Here is a 14,321-nt window from a genome sequence, read left to right as displayed (position 1 = left end):
AATTATGGATTTAATACCACAGAAAGGTATCCCGCAAAGCGAAATACCTTTCCATTTAACTTTATTAAGTTATTTCTATATTATTCGTAAAGTGGATACTTTTTGCAGATTTCCTCTACGCCTGCTCTGATCTTGTCTGCGCTGTTCTCGAAATCGTTCATTGCAAGAGCAACATACTCTGCAATCTTGTCCATATCCTCTTCCTGAAGTCCTCTTGTGGTTACTGCGGCAGTACCCATACGAACACCGCTTGTAACAAATGGGCTTCTTGGCTCGTTAGGAACTGTGTTCTTGTTTGCTGTGATGTAAACCTCATCAAGACGATGCTCAAGCTCTTTACCTGTGATATCGCTGTCGATAAGGTTAAGCAAAAGCACATGGTTGTCTGTGCCGCCGCTTACAAGCTTGCAGCCTCTCTTCAAAAGTCCGTCTGCCAAAGCCTTACAGTTGGAAACAACCTTTTTGCCGTACTCCTTAAACTCAGGCTTCAAAGCCTCGCCCAGGCATACTGCCTTTGCAGCGATAATGTGCATAAGAGGGCCGCCCTGTGTTCCAGGGAAAATAGCCTTGTCTATAGCCTTTGCATACTCCTCACGGCAGAGAATAAGGCCGCCTCTTGGGCCTCTCAATGTCTTATGAGTTGTTGTTGTAACAAAGTCAGCATATGGAACTGGGTTTGGATGAACGCCTGCTGCAACAAGACCTGCAATGTGAGCCATATCAACCATAAGATATGCGCCAACCTCGTCTGCAATCTCTCTGAACTTTGCAAAGTCAATAATTCTTGGATATGCGCTTGCGCCGCATACGATCATTTTAGGCTTGCATTCCTGTGCAATCTTTCTTACGTTGTCAAAATCTATAATATGTGTTACAGGGTCAACACCGTATGGTACAAAGTGGAAATAAGAACCTGACATATTTACAGGTGAACCGTGTGTAAGATGTCCGCCCTCTGCAAGGTTCATTCCCATTACAGTATCGCCCGGCTTAAGCATTGCGAAATATACAGCCATGTTAGCCTGTGCGCCTGAGTGTGGCTGAACATTTGCGTGTTCTGCGCCGAAGAGCTCACAAGCTCTCTTTCTTGCAATATCCTCAACAATGTCAACATACTGGCATCCGCCGTAGTAACGCTTGCCCGGATAACCTTCAGCATACTTGTTTGTAAGCAAACTTCCCATAGCTGCCATAACAGCAGGAGAAACGATGTTCTCACTGGCTATAAGCTCCAAGTTTCTCTTCTGTCTTTTTTGTTCCAAAAGCATAGCTTCGCCCACTTCAGGGTCGTACTTGTTTACAAAATCTATGCTGTGCAGAATGTCAATTGCCATGATAATTCCTCTTTTCCTTTTCACTTTTTTCATTCCCTAAAATGAAACAGCTTTTTTTAGTATTATATCACCCAAACGCCATTTATGCAACAAAAATACTGTGGTTTTTTACCTGTTGAGATAGCTGTCATACAAATCACTTAAATCAACATCCCCGTTTTTGTTTACATCTACAGACATTTGCTGCCACTGATGTATGCTTCCGCCCTTTAAAAGCAGATACGCCATTGCGTCGATATCGTCGTTATTAAACTTTCCGTCGCAGTTAAAGTCACGGTTTACAACAATCCTGTATGTATTCGTATCATTTTCTGATATAAAGCTTATAACGTCACCGTTTGATATGTATTCGTTTGTATTGTTGCTGCGCTGTAAATCATATTCAATATTTTTAATGGAAAAGTTTCCTATGAACTCTTCCTCCTTTGTGGATGGCAAAACACCGAGAACATATTTCCTTTCTTCGTCCATAGTGTATACTGATGACATCACAAAGCTTTCCGTGTCTGTGCTTTCGATTTCTGTTTCTTCCGTGTCCTCCTGGGTGGCTTCCGTAGACCTTGTTATTTCCTCTGTTACAACCTGAGTTGTGGGAGCGGTGGTTTCCTCCTGTATTTTATAGAAATCATTGACAGTGTAAACATCAAATACCCCTCCTCCGTTAAAGGTAATAATCGTATCACCTATGGCAAAAACCTTGCTGACTCCATCAACACAGTCCGCCTGCTCATATGCCTTTCCCGAAGAGTCCACACGCTGGAGCGACCCAGAATTATGTACAACATAGCCGCTCGAAGCACAGGCAGACATTCCACCGCCTCCGTAAACAATATTTAAAGAGCTGTTGTAAACACCGCCTGAGTTATCGGAAAAATATCCGTTGCCGCTTGGAAAAACATCGCTTCCTCCGCCCACATAGGAACATCCTCCGGAACTGTTTATAAGATAATTTCCGTTTGTGCAGACCGCAAGCACATTTCCGTTTCCTGCTGTTGTAAGCCTTAAAACAGAACCTCCCAGAGATATTTCAGCGCAGGGACGTCCGCTCATGGCAAAGCATTTCACCAAGCTGCCGTTATTGGAGTTGACAAAATAGATATTCCCGTAGCTGTCAGCCGCAACCATATCATTAGAGCTTACAGAGATATCAGCAACAGCAAAAGTGTCTGTAAGTCCGCTGTTAGAATCGTAAACAACTATATTGCAGTCTGTGATTTCATTTGAAACCTGAGTAAAATAGTAAAACCTGCCGCCTGCGGCACATGCGGCAAAAATCTTATAATCACAGGAAATAGTAAAGGAAGAACCGTAAGGAAACACAACGCCGCCGTAACCCGTGGTACCCGAAAAAGCGCAGGAATAAATTGCCGAATCCACAGAAATTTTTGCGTTTCCGCAATTCCAGAATCCGGAATAATCATATATTTCCGCCGCTGTAACAAAGTCAGGTCTTATGTCTATTCCTATAAATATAATGATAATAAAAATTACCGACAATGCTATTTGAAATTTTCTTTTCATTTTAGTACGCCACTTTTTATAAATAATACTAATTAACTTCTTATAATTATACATTATTTCTGTAAAAATACATATAAATGTGGATATTTTTCACCATCGGTAAAGATTTACGTATTTTATAAATAAAAATCGTCCTAAAGCAACAATCCCCCGAAGAAATTGCGTCAATAATCACAATTCTTTGGGGGATTTGCTGTTCTTTTAAGCGAACCAACAGAACAACTATTTTAGTAAGGAAAGGTTAACAAATAGGTATAATTAGAGGTATATTTAATGAAAGGTATTGTTGAATGAAAACTGCGAAAACTCAATCTATATAAACGGTTCGCAAAAGAAAAATCTATATAAATTTACTTGCTTGCTTTTTTAGATGAGGGAAGTTTGCCAAGTGAAATTGACTTTTTATTATTGCTCTTCTTTTTTGCAGCTTTCTTTTTTACTGTTTTTTTCTTTGCGTCTGTATTCTCTTTTTTAACTTCTGTTGTGCTTTCTGTTTTACCGTCTTTTGCTTCAGAACTCATATTTTCTGTTGGAGCAGCTGTTTCCACAGGAGTTTTATCGTCCTTTTTATTCTCTTTTTGAGTCTGTGTCACTGAGGTTGTCTGATTCTTTTTCAATGCGCCGCAGCCTGTAAGCGCAGTCATTGACATTACGAGAGCCAAAACAATTACAGCGGCTCCTTTAGCTGTTTTTTTACCGTTAAAAATCATATATCAATCATCCTTTTTAAGATTTTCGGAGTTTTGTTCCCTCCGATGTACATATAATACATGCCTTTTATTAAACTCCGCTTCAGACAATCTTAAGATTTATTAAGGTTTCTTTTTTATTTTATAAAGAAAAGGAGAAAAGCCTCAGCCCTTCTCCTTTTGGTTAAGTTCTATTGTAAATAAAGTTTTTATGCCTTTGGGAGGTTTCTCATGAAGAGTTATATTTCCCCCGTGAAGCTCCGTTATCTTTTTGGCTATTGACAGACCAAGACCTGTGCCGCCTCCGCCTGTTCGTGCACTGTTCTCGGTTACATAAGGACGGAAAATCTTGTCACGTAAATTTTCCGGAATACCCTTTCCGTTGTCGCCAACCTCAATTAGAACTTTATTTTCGGATTTTTTTACACTGAAATAAATGCAGGTTCCCGGTGGATTGTATCTTAAAATGTTGTTTACCAAGTTGTCGTAAACCCTTGCAAAAAGCAGTTCGTCAATTCTGCAAACAATTTTTTCTTCCGGTATATCCGGTTCCAGTTCAAATTCCTTATTGAGTATTTCCTCATATCTTTCAGCAAGATATCCCCTTGTATACTCGCATATATCCACATCCGAAAGTGATACAGAATACTGAGGATGCTCCATTCTGATATATTCAAAAAGTGATTCCATAAGCTTTACAGCGTCATTTGATTTTCTGTAAATCATTTCAGCATATTTTTCTCTTTCCTCATCGGGAATTTTTCCGTTTAGAAAAGCCTGGGCATATCCCTGTATTACTGTAATAGGAGTTTTAATGTCGTGGGAAATATCTGTCATCAGCCTTCTGATTTCTCCGTAAGCCTCTTCCTTTTCCTCTTTTTCCTGTTCCAGATTTTTATGCATTTCAAGAAATTTTGAAGCTGTATTTTTAAATTCCGACGGTATATCCTCCAAATTCAAATCCGGGTCTTTCTGTTCCCCATAAGCTGTTATGGCTTTTTCTATCGGCATAATCGAACGCATAATATCACGTCTAAACAGAAAAACCTGAATTGCAATACAAATTCCAAGCACAGGAAAAGCCGCAATCCATATCAGATTTGCCTGTGACACAGCTTCTCCATATGCCTGCTCAGTAAAAAGATTTGAAACAAATACCAAGGTTCTGTAATCACTTTGAGAGTTATAATAATCGTACTTTACAACCTCTTTTTTCTCGTTGTAATTTCCGTTTATAAACTCAAATTCTTTATATGTAAGCTTTTCGCTGTTTTCAAAAAGGTCACCGTAAATTATATTGTAATTCCCATCCAACAGAGAAAAACCCAGCAATTCCTCAGTTCCATCAGACTTATCACGAAAATTTAAGGTTACAAAATAGCCCATACTTCCATCATTCAGCTCTACCTGAGAAATCTGATAATGAGTTCCGGAATCATAGCTGTTGATAAGCCAGATATCATCACCTGTAACACTTTCTGAAAGGTCTTCATCGGTGGTAAAAAGCAGATTTCCGTCAATATCAAAAACCAAAAAACCGCAGTTTTCATATTCATTCTTCGGAATTGATGAAAAGTTATCAATTTCAAGCTCAGCCCTATATTCCAGAATATTATTTATTGAGGGAAAAGTTCGGTTAAGCTTTTGAATAACCAAGGAATTTAAGACAAGAAACAAAAGCAGTACGATAACGGAATAAAATACAAAGTTAAAAATACAAAACCTGACAATGCTTCTTTTCTTACCTTTAAACATTCTTTTCAAATTTATAACCCAACCCCCTTATCGTCTTAATATATGCCGGCTTTACCGGGTCGTCCTCAATTTTACAGCGGAGATTTGAAATATGCACCATCATTGTGTTGTCGTCACTTTCGTAGTAATCACCGTTAATCTGCTGGTAAAGCTGATTTTTCGTGTAAATTCTCTGGGGATGCTTCATCAAAATCATAAGTATTTTAAGCTCTGTGGATGTAAGATTTACAATCTCTCCATCCTTTGTCAAAATAAGCTTTTCCGTATCCAGTGACAGCCTGCCGCAGTTTATAACAGCACCGCTTTCTTTCTCTTCGCCTTTATAGGTTTGCCTTCTCAAGCTTGCTTTTACATAAGCCACAACCTCCAGCGGGTCAAAAGGCTTTGTAATATAAACATCCGCCCCAATATTTAATCCCAGTATTTTATCGTTTCCCAAATTTTTTGCCGATAAAACTATAATGGGAATCTGGCTTGTTTTTCTTATCTCACGTATCAGGTCGTATCCGTTTTTCTTTGGCATCATAATATCTGCAATAAGCAAGTCAGGACTTTCTCTGTTAAAAAGCTCATAAGCCTCTTGCCCGTCTCCGGCTGAAATAACGGAAAATCCTTCGCTTTCCAGATACAGTGACAAAAGACCTATAATCTCCTTTTCGTCCTCAGCAATCAGAATTTTTTTCAAACAATCACCTCTTTTATTGTATTTTTTATTTTAGAAACATAAACCTCATATTACAAAAAACACATGAAAGCCTTATATTGACTTTCATGTGTTTGATTATACTATACTATATCTCGTCAAAAATTACAACACAAATTATTCAAGGAGCGCTTTCCATTCTTCCACAGCCTGAATGCTTCCTTCTCCAATAACCTTTGGAAGCAGTTCATTTATGAGCTTTAAGGCATCATCCTTGGTTTCAGCAGGAGTGACAATAAGTCTATCGATTTCGTCGTTTTCGTCATAGCTGCATATGATGAGAAATTCAAGATCGGCACCTACGCAAATTTTATAGTATGATTTATTTTTGTTGATATCTTCAACGGAACCAGTAGAATAGTTAAAAATTTGAAACTCACTTCCATCTCTGGAAAGTCCCAGAGATTCTATATCTGATTTTTCTCCGTCAATAAATATTCCGCCCTTGTCCGGGTCCGTCTGATATCCAGCAAGCCATATGTTGAACTCTTTGGCATCTCCGTTTATATAGGTTTTGCCCACAAGTTTAATTTCGCAAGGCTTGCCCTCTGTCAAGGTGTCTTTATCAAAGGAAAGACCTTTGAGGTTTATCTCAACATTTTCCTCATGCATTGACGGTTCACTGGTTATCCATATACCAAAGGCAACAATGGCAATAACCACTACAATAACAACTAAAATACCGCCTTTTTTCTTCATAAATATCACCTCCAAAATACAACTTATTATTAATTGACAAATTATCCATTGTACCTCAAAAAATTACAACATAAATTATTCAAGCAGAGCTTTCCATTCCTCTACTGTCTGAATATTTAACTCTCCTATAACCTTTGGAAGCAATTCATTTATGAGCTTTAAGGCGTCATCCTTGGTTTCAGCAGGAGTGACAATAAGTCTATCGATTTCGTCGTTTTCGTCATAGCTGCATATGATGAGAAATTCAAGATCTGCGTCCGCCGCAAATTTCAGCTTACTTTCCGTTTCTTCGGCGTCATCAGTTAAAGTTGACCCGGAAACTGTAAATTCCTCGCCGTTGTTGGAAATAACCAGTGTCATTAAATCCGTTTTCTCTCCGTCAATGTACAGTCCTCCTTTGTCCGGGTTTTCCTGATATCCCGCAAGGCGAACGTCAAAATACTTTGAATTTGTGGAGTCAATGTAGGTTTTACCAATGAGCTTTACCTCACAAGGCTTTCCCTGTGAACTATCTTCAAAAGAAAGTCCATTAAGGGTTATATCTACATTTTCCTCATGCATTGACGGTTCACTGGTTATCCATATACCAAACACAACAACAGCTATTATAACAACTATAAGAACTAAAATTCCGCCTTTTTTCTTCATAAATATCACCTCTGTTTCTTTAAAAATAACTTTTTATATATTAAACGATATTATTTCTTTAATTCTATTTTAGCAAACATCTATAAAAATATCAACAGTTTTTTTAAATTCTGTGTTTTTACTAAAATACATAAATATTTATGTTTATTTCACCCAAAAATAAAAACCGCAGACCAAAATAAGCCTGCGGTTGACATTCATTATAGTTATTTCCGTGGAAATTAGGAAATTATTTTACCATGCTTGCAACTTCTGCTGCGAAGTCGTCCTGACGCTTCTCGATGCCGTCGCCCTTCTCGTAACGGATGAAGCCTGTTACCTTGATAGAGCCGCCGAGAGCCTTAGCTGTAGCGTTTGTATACTGCTGGATGTTCTGCTTGTTGTCCTTAACGAACTCCTGATCGAGGAGGCAGTTCTCTTTGTAGTACTTGCCGATTTTACCCATAACGATCTTCTCAGCGATGTTAGCTGGCTTACCCTCGTTGATAACCTGCTCTGTCATGATCTTCTTCTCATGCTCCAAAACCTCAGCTGGAACATCCTCTTTGCAGAGGTAAGCTGTGTTAAGAGCAGCAATCTGCATAGCGAGGTCTTTACCGTAAGCAACGAACTCTGGCTTTGAAGCCAAGTCTGTCTCAAATGTTACGATAACGCCGATCTTGCCGCCTGCGTGAACGTAAGCAACGCAAGGACCTTCAACTCTCTGGAATCTTCTAACTTTGATGTTTTCGCCGATAACGAGAACCTTCTCCTGGAGAAGCTCGCCGATTGTTTTATCAGAACCAACTGCTGTCTCAGCAAGAAGAGCCTCAACATCAGCAGGATTTTTCTCCATAACTGTAGCTGCACAAGTCTTAACGAATGCCTGGAACTCCTCGTTCTTAGCAACGAAGTCTGTCTCAGCATTTACTTCGATAACAACACCGATGTCGTTTGTATCGTTTGTTGCAGCATAAGCCATACCCTCAGCAGCAATTCTGCTTGCCTTCTTTGCCTGCTTTGCAAGGCCCTGCTCTCTCAAAAAGTCGATAGCTGCATCCATATCGCCGTTAGCCTGTGTCAAAGCCTTTTTGCAATCCATCATGCCGCAGCCTGTCTTCTCTCTCAATGCCTTTACGTCCTGAGCTGTAAATGCCATTTTAATCAATCCTTTCAGATAAGATGTTTATATTTATATCTCTTTTAATCAAATTAAATCAGAGAATTACTCCTCTGTTGTCTCCTCAGCTTCCTCAGCCTCAGCAGCTGCTGCGCCCATTGCGCCCTCTCTGCCTTCGATGATAGCGTTAGCCATTGCGCCTGCGATGAGCTTAACAGCACGGATAGCGTCGTCGTTGCCTGGGATTACATAATCAACATCGTCAGGATCGCAGTTTGTGTCTACGATAGCAACAACTGGGATACCGAGCTTCTTAGCCTCGGAAACAGCAATCTTCTCTTTTCTTGGGTCAACGATGAAGAGACATCCGGGAACGCCTGGCATATCCTTAATACCGCCCATGAACTTCTCAAGCTTCTCTATCTCGAGGTTGAGCTTGATAACTTCCTTCTTTGGAAGGAGATCGAATGTGCCGTCAGCTTCCATAGCACGGAGCTGCTTAAGTCTTGCAATTCTTCTCTTGATTGTTGTGAAGTTTGTGAGCATTCCGCCGAGCCATCTTGCGTTTACATAGTAAGCGCCTGCACGCTCTGCCTCTTCCTTAACTGACTCCTGAGCCTGCTTCTTTGTGCCAACGAAGAGAACTGTCTTGCCCTCTGTTGAAAGGTCACGAACAAAGTTGTAAGCCTCGTCAAGCTTCTTTACTGTCTTCTGAAGGTCGATGATGTAGATTCCGTTACGCTCTGTGAAGATGTACTCTGCCATCTTAGGGTTCCATCTTCTTGTCTGATGTCCGAAATGTACGCCTGCTTCCAAAAGCTGTTTCATTGATACTACTGCCATTTTAATTTCCTCCTTAGGTTAAACCTCCGTCACAGACCGGAATTTACCGCCCCGAAATTCTTTCAAATCACCTCAGCGGCATGCTGCGACGTGCGTTTTGCCTTAGTATTTTATCATAACTCAAGAAAAAAATCAAGTTTTTTCAGAAATCCCTTTAAAAAATCCAGAAAATAGACTGTAAAATTTTTATTGATTATATGTTATTTTTTTATGCAATATGATATAATATATTCAACAATCCTGTTACAAATCAAGAGAGGAAGTGAACATCATGTATTTATGCCCTGTTTGCGGAAAGGAAATAGAAAATACAATCTGCTCTGCCTGCGGCTTTGACAAAAGCTGTGACTTTGAGAATTACCCCACATTGTCAGAAGTGAGCAGCCAAGCTTTAGGAATATCAAATCTTAAAGAAACTTATGAAAACAAACAGAAAAAATATATCTCATGTAAAAACTGCGGCGGAAGAACTTTTTACATTGATATCGAATCAGGCGGTATTCTGTGTTCAGAATGTCTTAACCCCATAGACGGAAGATATGAAAGCAAATCTCATCCCCATAACAGCGAAGAGGCAACAACAAAACAATACACCGTTGAACAGGCTGTTCAGGAAGCGGGCAAGCTTCTTGAACTATACCCAAAGCAAAGTTATGAAGCAAAGTCCGAAACCATAATCAAACTCAAAACACTTTTTGAACAGTTTCCCTTTAACAGTAAAATCGCTAAAAAATATGCCCTGTGTTTAGCATGCTTTATCAGCACTCAAAAATCAGAGGGAAAAGAAAAAATTATCTCGGAACTGGAAAAGCTGTACAAGCAATTCACATATAACAGTGAAATAGCCGAATACTATGCCCTTGGTCTTAGCTTGCTTTCGACAACACAGGACTACTCCGATAAACAGGACACTGTAAAACATCTCAAAGCACTGTATTTACGCTTTAGAAATGAAACATTTGCACTCTTTTATGCTCAGGGGCTTAGAAATCTAAGCCGTGACCAAAACATAACCGAACGTCAAACAACTCTTTTGGAAATTAAAGGCATTTACGACATATTCAAAGACAGCGAGGAAATCGCAGTTATATATGCTATGAATCTCAGCAATATCTGCAAGCTTCAGAGAAAAACCAATCTGACCTACTCCGTTGGTACCGGATTATTCCCTAAAAAAGAAAGTATCGACGCCAAAACCATTCTAAAAAATCTCAGCAGTAAATTTCCTCAAAACAGAAGCATACGCCAATGCACCGAGGAGATAAACGAAATGTCACGATATTGATTTACACTCGGAAAGGAAGGAAAGACAATGTACACCTGTCCCATATGTGGAAAGGAAAATCCCTATTATCTCTGTAAAGGCTGCGGTTTTGACATAAGCTGCGATTATGAGCATTATCCAACCTTAACAAATTTAAACAAGGTTAAGCCGGCAATATCGAAATACCGAAAAGATTACAAAGATAAGCTTAAAAAATATTTATCCTGTAAAAACTGCGGAAGCAGAACCTTTTATGTGGACTTACAGACAAAAGACCTTATATGCGCCTGCTGTCTTACTCCCATGAAGGAGCAGGAAAAGGAAGATGCCTTTACCGGATTTTCATTGACGGACGCCATGGAATATGCGGACAATCTGATCGAGAATACAGATTATGATAACGGCGAAGATTTAAGAAACGCCGCCGAAAAGCTAAAGCTTTTATATGAGAAATTTAAGGAAAGCGAAGATATAGCCACATACTACTGCCACGTTCTTTCTGTTTTATCCCTTTTTCAGGACAGTAAGAATATGAGGGAAACAGTATCTGAAATATCCATTTTGCACAATAAATTTTCCGACAATGAAATAATCGCCGAATCCTTTGCATCAGCCGTCGCATCCTTAACTTATTATTACATCCTTGCAGTAACCCACGAAAATGCTGAAATTCTTAAAAATCTAACAGATAAATTCAGCCATGACGAGAATATAGCTATGCTGTACGCTTCTGTTCTCCCCATTATAAATCTATTCCAAAACGAGGACGAAAGCGGAAAAATCATTTCGGAGTTTAAAACTCTCACAAAAAGGTTTTGTAACAGCAGCGACATAGCTTACCAGTACGCCGCCACTCTTGCCGTTATGGCATTACACGAAGACAGCGAAGCATATGAAAATATAATGACCGAGTTTAATTTTATTATTAACAGATTTTCTGAAAACAAAGAAATAGCACTTATCTACGCAACCACTGTTGCAAATATTTCCCATGACCTTAACTATTACATTTTAAGCAATGCGGCAAATAAAATTGAAGGTCTGTTTGATAACTTTAATAACGACGAAACTATCGGTGTTCAGTACGCAAAAGTGCTTAAAAATTTATCGTATATTCAAATCGGAGAAGAAAGGACAAATACAAAATCAAAGCTTCTAAATCTTTCAGAAAAATTTCCCGGCAATGAGTATATAAAAAAATATCTATAAAGCAAACACACTCCGCAGTTCATGCTGAACCGCAGAGTGTGTTTTTTAAATTAAACTTATTTTGCCGGAACTATCTCAATCCAGTAGCCGTCCGGGTCTTTGATAAAGTAAATTCCCATTGCCGGGTTTTCGTAACAGATACATCCCATTTTCTCGTGAAGCTCATGAGATTTTTCCATATCATCTGTTTCAAAAGCCAAGTGGAACTCGCAGTCACCCAGATTATATGGTCTGTCCATATCTCTAAGCCATGTAAGCTCCAAAAGGAAATCGCTTTCATCATTTCCAAGATAGATGATTATAAAAGAACCGTCCTCAGCGGTGATTCTGCTCTTTTCCTCAAGCCCTAAAGCTTCTTTGTAAAAGGCCTTTGATTTATCCAAATCAAACACATTGTAGTTTTCATGAATCATCTTAAATTTCATAATAATACCTCTCAAATTTTATTCCTCAGGGGTAATGCCTGTAAGGTTGTAAAATTCCTCCACTGTCATAACATTTGTCTGTCTTGTGCCTGAACCATCAAAGCTCATAGATTTTATTCTGTTCTGAGCAAACTGTATTGTTCCGTCCTCTTCAAACCAAAAGTCATACCAGCGTGTTGAATATGCATCGTATCCTACGTATTCAACAACATATGTTGCCGGGTCGGTTCTCTCACCTTCAACACCCACATAGTTGTCAACAAGCTTCTGGAAAGCATCTGTAACTTCTGTGTCAGCCCAGGTAGCTGTATAGAGAACATTTTCTATTGAAGAATCGTAAATTCTCAAAGCAGTGACAGTTGCAGGGTCAACTTCTTCGGTTTCACCGGTGATTGTTACAGGCTCTGTGCTTTCCTGAGTTGTTTCAGTGGTTTCATCGGTGGAACATCCGGCAAAAGCCGCCGCCATAAAAATACACATTACCAGAGAAATTATTCTTCTCATAAATTTGCCGTATTTCATAAACCAAAACTCCTGTCAAAAAATTCATTGTTTTATATATTAACACAGAAGTCTTAAATTTACCATAATTTTTTTAATCTTTCACAAACATTTCAAATGTCGCATAAAAATAAGCCGCTCCAATTAAGGAACGGCTTGATTTTCTATTGAATTACCAGCGGTCAAAGAACTTAACATCCATGTAAGTTACAATGTGATTCTGGCTTTCATGCCATGGGCTTGAGCAAATCTTGTATGCGTAGAAGTATCTGAGCTCATGCTGAACTGCTGCGCCGCCCTGGTCAAAGATGTAGGAAACTGCATCCAAAACATCCTGGTTTGGAGCTCTGTCAAGGCTGCCGTAATAACCGCAGGATGTTCTAACCTGCTCTACTGAGCTGTAGCCGTCATAAACCATTGTATCTCTTATTGTCTGAGCAACAAGAGCGGCTCCGATGAAGCCCTGATTTCCTGACTCACCCATAACAAGTCTTTCGAGGATATATCTGTCCTCAGCAGAAAGTGAAACGCTTCTGCTTACATAGTTTGGATCAGGATTGTCAATTGAAAGAAGGTATCCTGTGCTTGTAGCATCACCGATAACTGTCTGAGAGCTGCTTGAGCTGTTAGTGCTTACAGAAGCATCTGACTGAGACTCACTGTATGCAGCAGCTGTGCTTTCTTCTGCAGCCTTTGCAGCTGCTTGTTCTGCTTCTTTCTTTTCTTTAAGTTCCTGAACAGACTGTTCAGCTTCTGTCTTAGCCTTATCGACTGCGGAAGCTCTTTCAATAGCCTGCTGTTCAGAATCTGTATAGTTGTCAACCGAAAGTGTCTGAGACAAAAGGGGCTGACTGTCAACATCTGCAATTTTTAAAGTTCCGTTTGTACCCTCCATTGCAAAAGCATTGAAATTGGAGCCTACAACCGGTACACACATTACAGCCGCAACCAAAATTCCGGCTGTCATAACTTTTAATGTAAACTTTGATTTATTCATATTATTCCTCCTTCTAAGCACATTCCCCAAAAGGGTTTTACAATTATTACATCACTGTAATTTTTGTACATGCGCTTCAAACAAGCGGTTTTTATATGTCTTCTTCAAATTTCCTCAGGTATTAAAGCACATTTCGAAAAAAAATGCAACCCCTCCCCCTTTTTTTAGGTGAAATTCGGCTGAAAAATAATTACGAAATCGTAACCAATAGTTACTTTTCGGTTACAATTTCTGTGTATATTTCCTAATATAATAAACGAATTTTCAACAATTAGGATACATTGGTTACAAATTTTAATTTTTTCAAAATTTTTTAAAAAATAAGTCAAAAAAAGACGATTTTCGGCGCTTCGGAGCGGATTTTCTGATGCACTCTTTTACCAAAATTGTATCCTCTCCAATCAAAACTATGTTCTCCCAGGAGATTACATAATCCTCGCATTTACCCCAAATTCCGAAGATTTTTCCTCTTCCGTAAATCACAATCGACAGTATTCTGGCGGAAGCAGTGTCCACCTCAACATCGTCAACGGTGCCTATTCTGCACCCCGTAACGCTGTTGATAACCTCTTTGTGCCTTAACTGTGCAACCCTGCAAGTCATAAGAATTTAACCCCTTGATAAATTACTTTTT

Annotated in this window: 15 protein-coding genes; 2 read left to right on the top strand and 13 right to left on the bottom strand. The window is 39.2% G+C overall.

Annotated features, from left to right (window positions below; translation table 11 throughout):
- Window positions 1–80: 80 nt before the first annotated feature.
- The 9 genes from glyA to rpsB form a co-directional block, all read right to left on the bottom strand.
- On the bottom strand, window positions 81–1,334 hold the full coding sequence (gene glyA, locus CGICJO_RS06005) for a serine hydroxymethyltransferase (RefSeq protein ID WP_087379244.1): 1,254 nt from the start codon (window positions 1,332–1,334) through the stop codon (window positions 81–83).
- A 108-nt stretch (window positions 1,335–1,442) separates the two neighbouring features.
- Window positions 1,443–2,855, bottom strand: coding sequence for a hypothetical protein (locus tag CGICJO_RS06000; protein WP_486498212.1), 1,413 nt, complete (start codon window positions 2,853–2,855; stop codon window positions 1,443–1,445).
- A gap of 350 nt (window positions 2,856–3,205) precedes the next feature.
- The gene (locus tag CGICJO_RS05995; RefSeq protein WP_486498211.1) at window positions 3,206–3,565 is read right to left on the bottom strand and encodes a hypothetical protein; all 360 of its coding nucleotides are present in this window, start codon (window positions 3,563–3,565) and stop codon (window positions 3,206–3,208) included.
- Window positions 3,566–3,709: 144 nt separating this feature from the next.
- A complete protein-coding gene (locus tag CGICJO_RS05990; RefSeq protein ID WP_486499998.1) occupies window positions 3,710–5,299 on the bottom strand; it encodes a sensor histidine kinase in 1,590 nt (529 codons plus the stop codon).
- The gene (locus CGICJO_RS05985) at window positions 5,292–5,984 is read right to left on the bottom strand and encodes a response regulator transcription factor (RefSeq protein WP_486498210.1); all 693 of its coding nucleotides are present in this window, start codon (window positions 5,982–5,984) and stop codon (window positions 5,292–5,294) included. The genes CGICJO_RS05990 and CGICJO_RS05985 overlap by 8 nt, the downstream gene beginning before the upstream one ends.
- A gap of 135 nt (window positions 5,985–6,119) precedes the next feature.
- On the bottom strand, window positions 6,120–6,701 hold the full coding sequence (locus CGICJO_RS05980; protein ID WP_486498209.1) for a hypothetical protein: 582 nt from the start codon (window positions 6,699–6,701) through the stop codon (window positions 6,120–6,122).
- A 75-nt stretch (window positions 6,702–6,776) separates the two neighbouring features.
- A complete protein-coding gene (locus CGICJO_RS05975) occupies window positions 6,777–7,349 on the bottom strand; it encodes a hypothetical protein (RefSeq protein WP_486498208.1) in 573 nt (190 codons plus the stop codon).
- 229 nt (window positions 7,350–7,578) lie between these two features.
- Window positions 7,579–8,487 (bottom strand): translation elongation factor Ts, encoded by a 909-nt coding sequence (tsf, locus tag CGICJO_RS05970; RefSeq protein WP_486498207.1) that lies wholly within the window; start codon window positions 8,485–8,487, stop codon window positions 7,579–7,581.
- Window positions 8,488–8,553: 66 nt separating this feature from the next.
- The gene (rpsB, locus tag CGICJO_RS05965; protein ID WP_087379224.1) at window positions 8,554–9,291 is read right to left on the bottom strand and encodes a 30S ribosomal protein S2; all 738 of its coding nucleotides are present in this window, start codon (window positions 9,289–9,291) and stop codon (window positions 8,554–8,556) included.
- Between the two features lie 271 nt (window positions 9,292–9,562).
- On the opposite strand from rpsB, the gene CGICJO_RS05960 reads away from it, so the two are divergent.
- Window positions 9,563–10,576 carry a TFIIB-type zinc ribbon-containing protein gene (locus CGICJO_RS05960; RefSeq protein WP_486498206.1) on the top strand — a complete coding sequence of 338 codons (1,014 nt, stop codon included), beginning with the start codon at window positions 9,563–9,565 and terminating at the stop codon, window positions 10,574–10,576.
- A 27-nt stretch (window positions 10,577–10,603) separates the two neighbouring features.
- Entirely contained in the window at window positions 10,604–11,764 is a 1,161-nt protein-coding gene (locus tag CGICJO_RS05955; RefSeq protein ID WP_486498205.1) for a hypothetical protein, read from the top strand.
- Window positions 11,765–11,820: 56 nt separating this feature from the next.
- Here the strand turns inward: CGICJO_RS05955 and CGICJO_RS05950 are convergent, their stop codons facing one another.
- From CGICJO_RS05950 to CGICJO_RS05935, 4 genes are all read right to left on the bottom strand, one after another.
- Window positions 11,821–12,189, bottom strand: a complete 369-nt coding sequence (locus tag CGICJO_RS05950) for a VOC family protein (protein ID WP_486498204.1) — start codon at window positions 12,187–12,189, stop codon at window positions 11,821–11,823.
- A gap of 18 nt (window positions 12,190–12,207) precedes the next feature.
- Entirely contained in the window at window positions 12,208–12,711 is a 504-nt protein-coding gene (locus tag CGICJO_RS05945; protein WP_087379215.1) for a hypothetical protein, read from the bottom strand.
- A gap of 151 nt (window positions 12,712–12,862) precedes the next feature.
- Window positions 12,863–13,687 (bottom strand): hypothetical protein, encoded by an 825-nt coding sequence (locus CGICJO_RS05940; protein WP_486498203.1) that lies wholly within the window; start codon window positions 13,685–13,687, stop codon window positions 12,863–12,865.
- Between the two features lie 303 nt (window positions 13,688–13,990).
- Window positions 13,991–14,290, bottom strand: a complete 300-nt coding sequence (locus tag CGICJO_RS05935) for a YlmC/YmxH family sporulation protein (RefSeq protein ID WP_087378915.1) — start codon at window positions 14,288–14,290, stop codon at window positions 13,991–13,993.
- Between the last annotated feature and the right edge of the window lie 31 nt (window positions 14,291–14,321).

Source organism: Candidatus Limousia pullorum, assembly GCF_057405065.1.
This window is presented reverse-complemented; position numbering and strand designations above follow the sequence as displayed.

What these genes read in the sequence shown, in the direction of transcription:
- glyA (WP_087379244.1), bottom strand. Translation starts at nt 1,334, where the DNA reads ATGGCAATTGACATTCTGCACAGCATAGATTTTGTAAACAAGTACGAC.
- CGICJO_RS06000 (WP_486498212.1), bottom strand. Translation starts at nt 2,855, where the DNA reads ATGAAAAGAAAATTTCAAATAGCATTGTCGGTAATTTTTATTATCATT.
- CGICJO_RS05995 (WP_486498211.1), bottom strand. Translation starts at nt 3,565, where the DNA reads ATGATTTTTAACGGTAAAAAAACAGCTAAAGGAGCCGCTGTAATTGTT.
- CGICJO_RS05990 (WP_486499998.1), bottom strand. Translation starts at nt 5,299, where the DNA reads ATGTTTAAAGGTAAGAAAAGAAGCATTGTCAGGTTTTGTATTTTTAAC.
- CGICJO_RS05980 (WP_486498209.1), bottom strand. Translation starts at nt 6,701, where the DNA reads ATGAAGAAAAAAGGCGGTATTTTAGTTGTTATTGTAGTGGTTATTGCC.
- CGICJO_RS05975 (WP_486498208.1), bottom strand. Translation starts at nt 7,349, where the DNA reads ATGAAGAAAAAAGGCGGAATTTTAGTTCTTATAGTTGTTATAATAGCT.
- tsf (WP_486498207.1), bottom strand. Translation starts at nt 8,487, where the DNA reads ATGGCATTTACAGCTCAGGACGTAAAGGCATTGAGAGAGAAGACAGGC.
- rpsB (WP_087379224.1), bottom strand. Translation starts at nt 9,291, where the DNA reads ATGGCAGTAGTATCAATGAAACAGCTTTTGGAAGCAGGCGTACATTTC.
- CGICJO_RS05960 (WP_486498206.1), top strand. Translation starts at nt 9,563, where the DNA reads ATGTATTTATGCCCTGTTTGCGGAAAGGAAATAGAAAATACAATCTGC.
- CGICJO_RS05955 (WP_486498205.1), top strand. Translation starts at nt 10,604, where the DNA reads ATGTACACCTGTCCCATATGTGGAAAGGAAAATCCCTATTATCTCTGT.
- CGICJO_RS05950 (WP_486498204.1), bottom strand. Translation starts at nt 12,189, where the DNA reads ATGAAATTTAAGATGATTCATGAAAACTACAATGTGTTTGATTTGGAT.
- CGICJO_RS05945 (WP_087379215.1), bottom strand. Translation starts at nt 12,711, where the DNA reads ATGAAATACGGCAAATTTATGAGAAGAATAATTTCTCTGGTAATGTGT.
- CGICJO_RS05940 (WP_486498203.1), bottom strand. Translation starts at nt 13,687, where the DNA reads ATGAATAAATCAAAGTTTACATTAAAAGTTATGACAGCCGGAATTTTG.
- CGICJO_RS05935 (WP_087378915.1), bottom strand. Translation starts at nt 14,290, where the DNA reads ATGACTTGCAGGGTTGCACAGTTAAGGCACAAAGAGGTTATCAACAGC.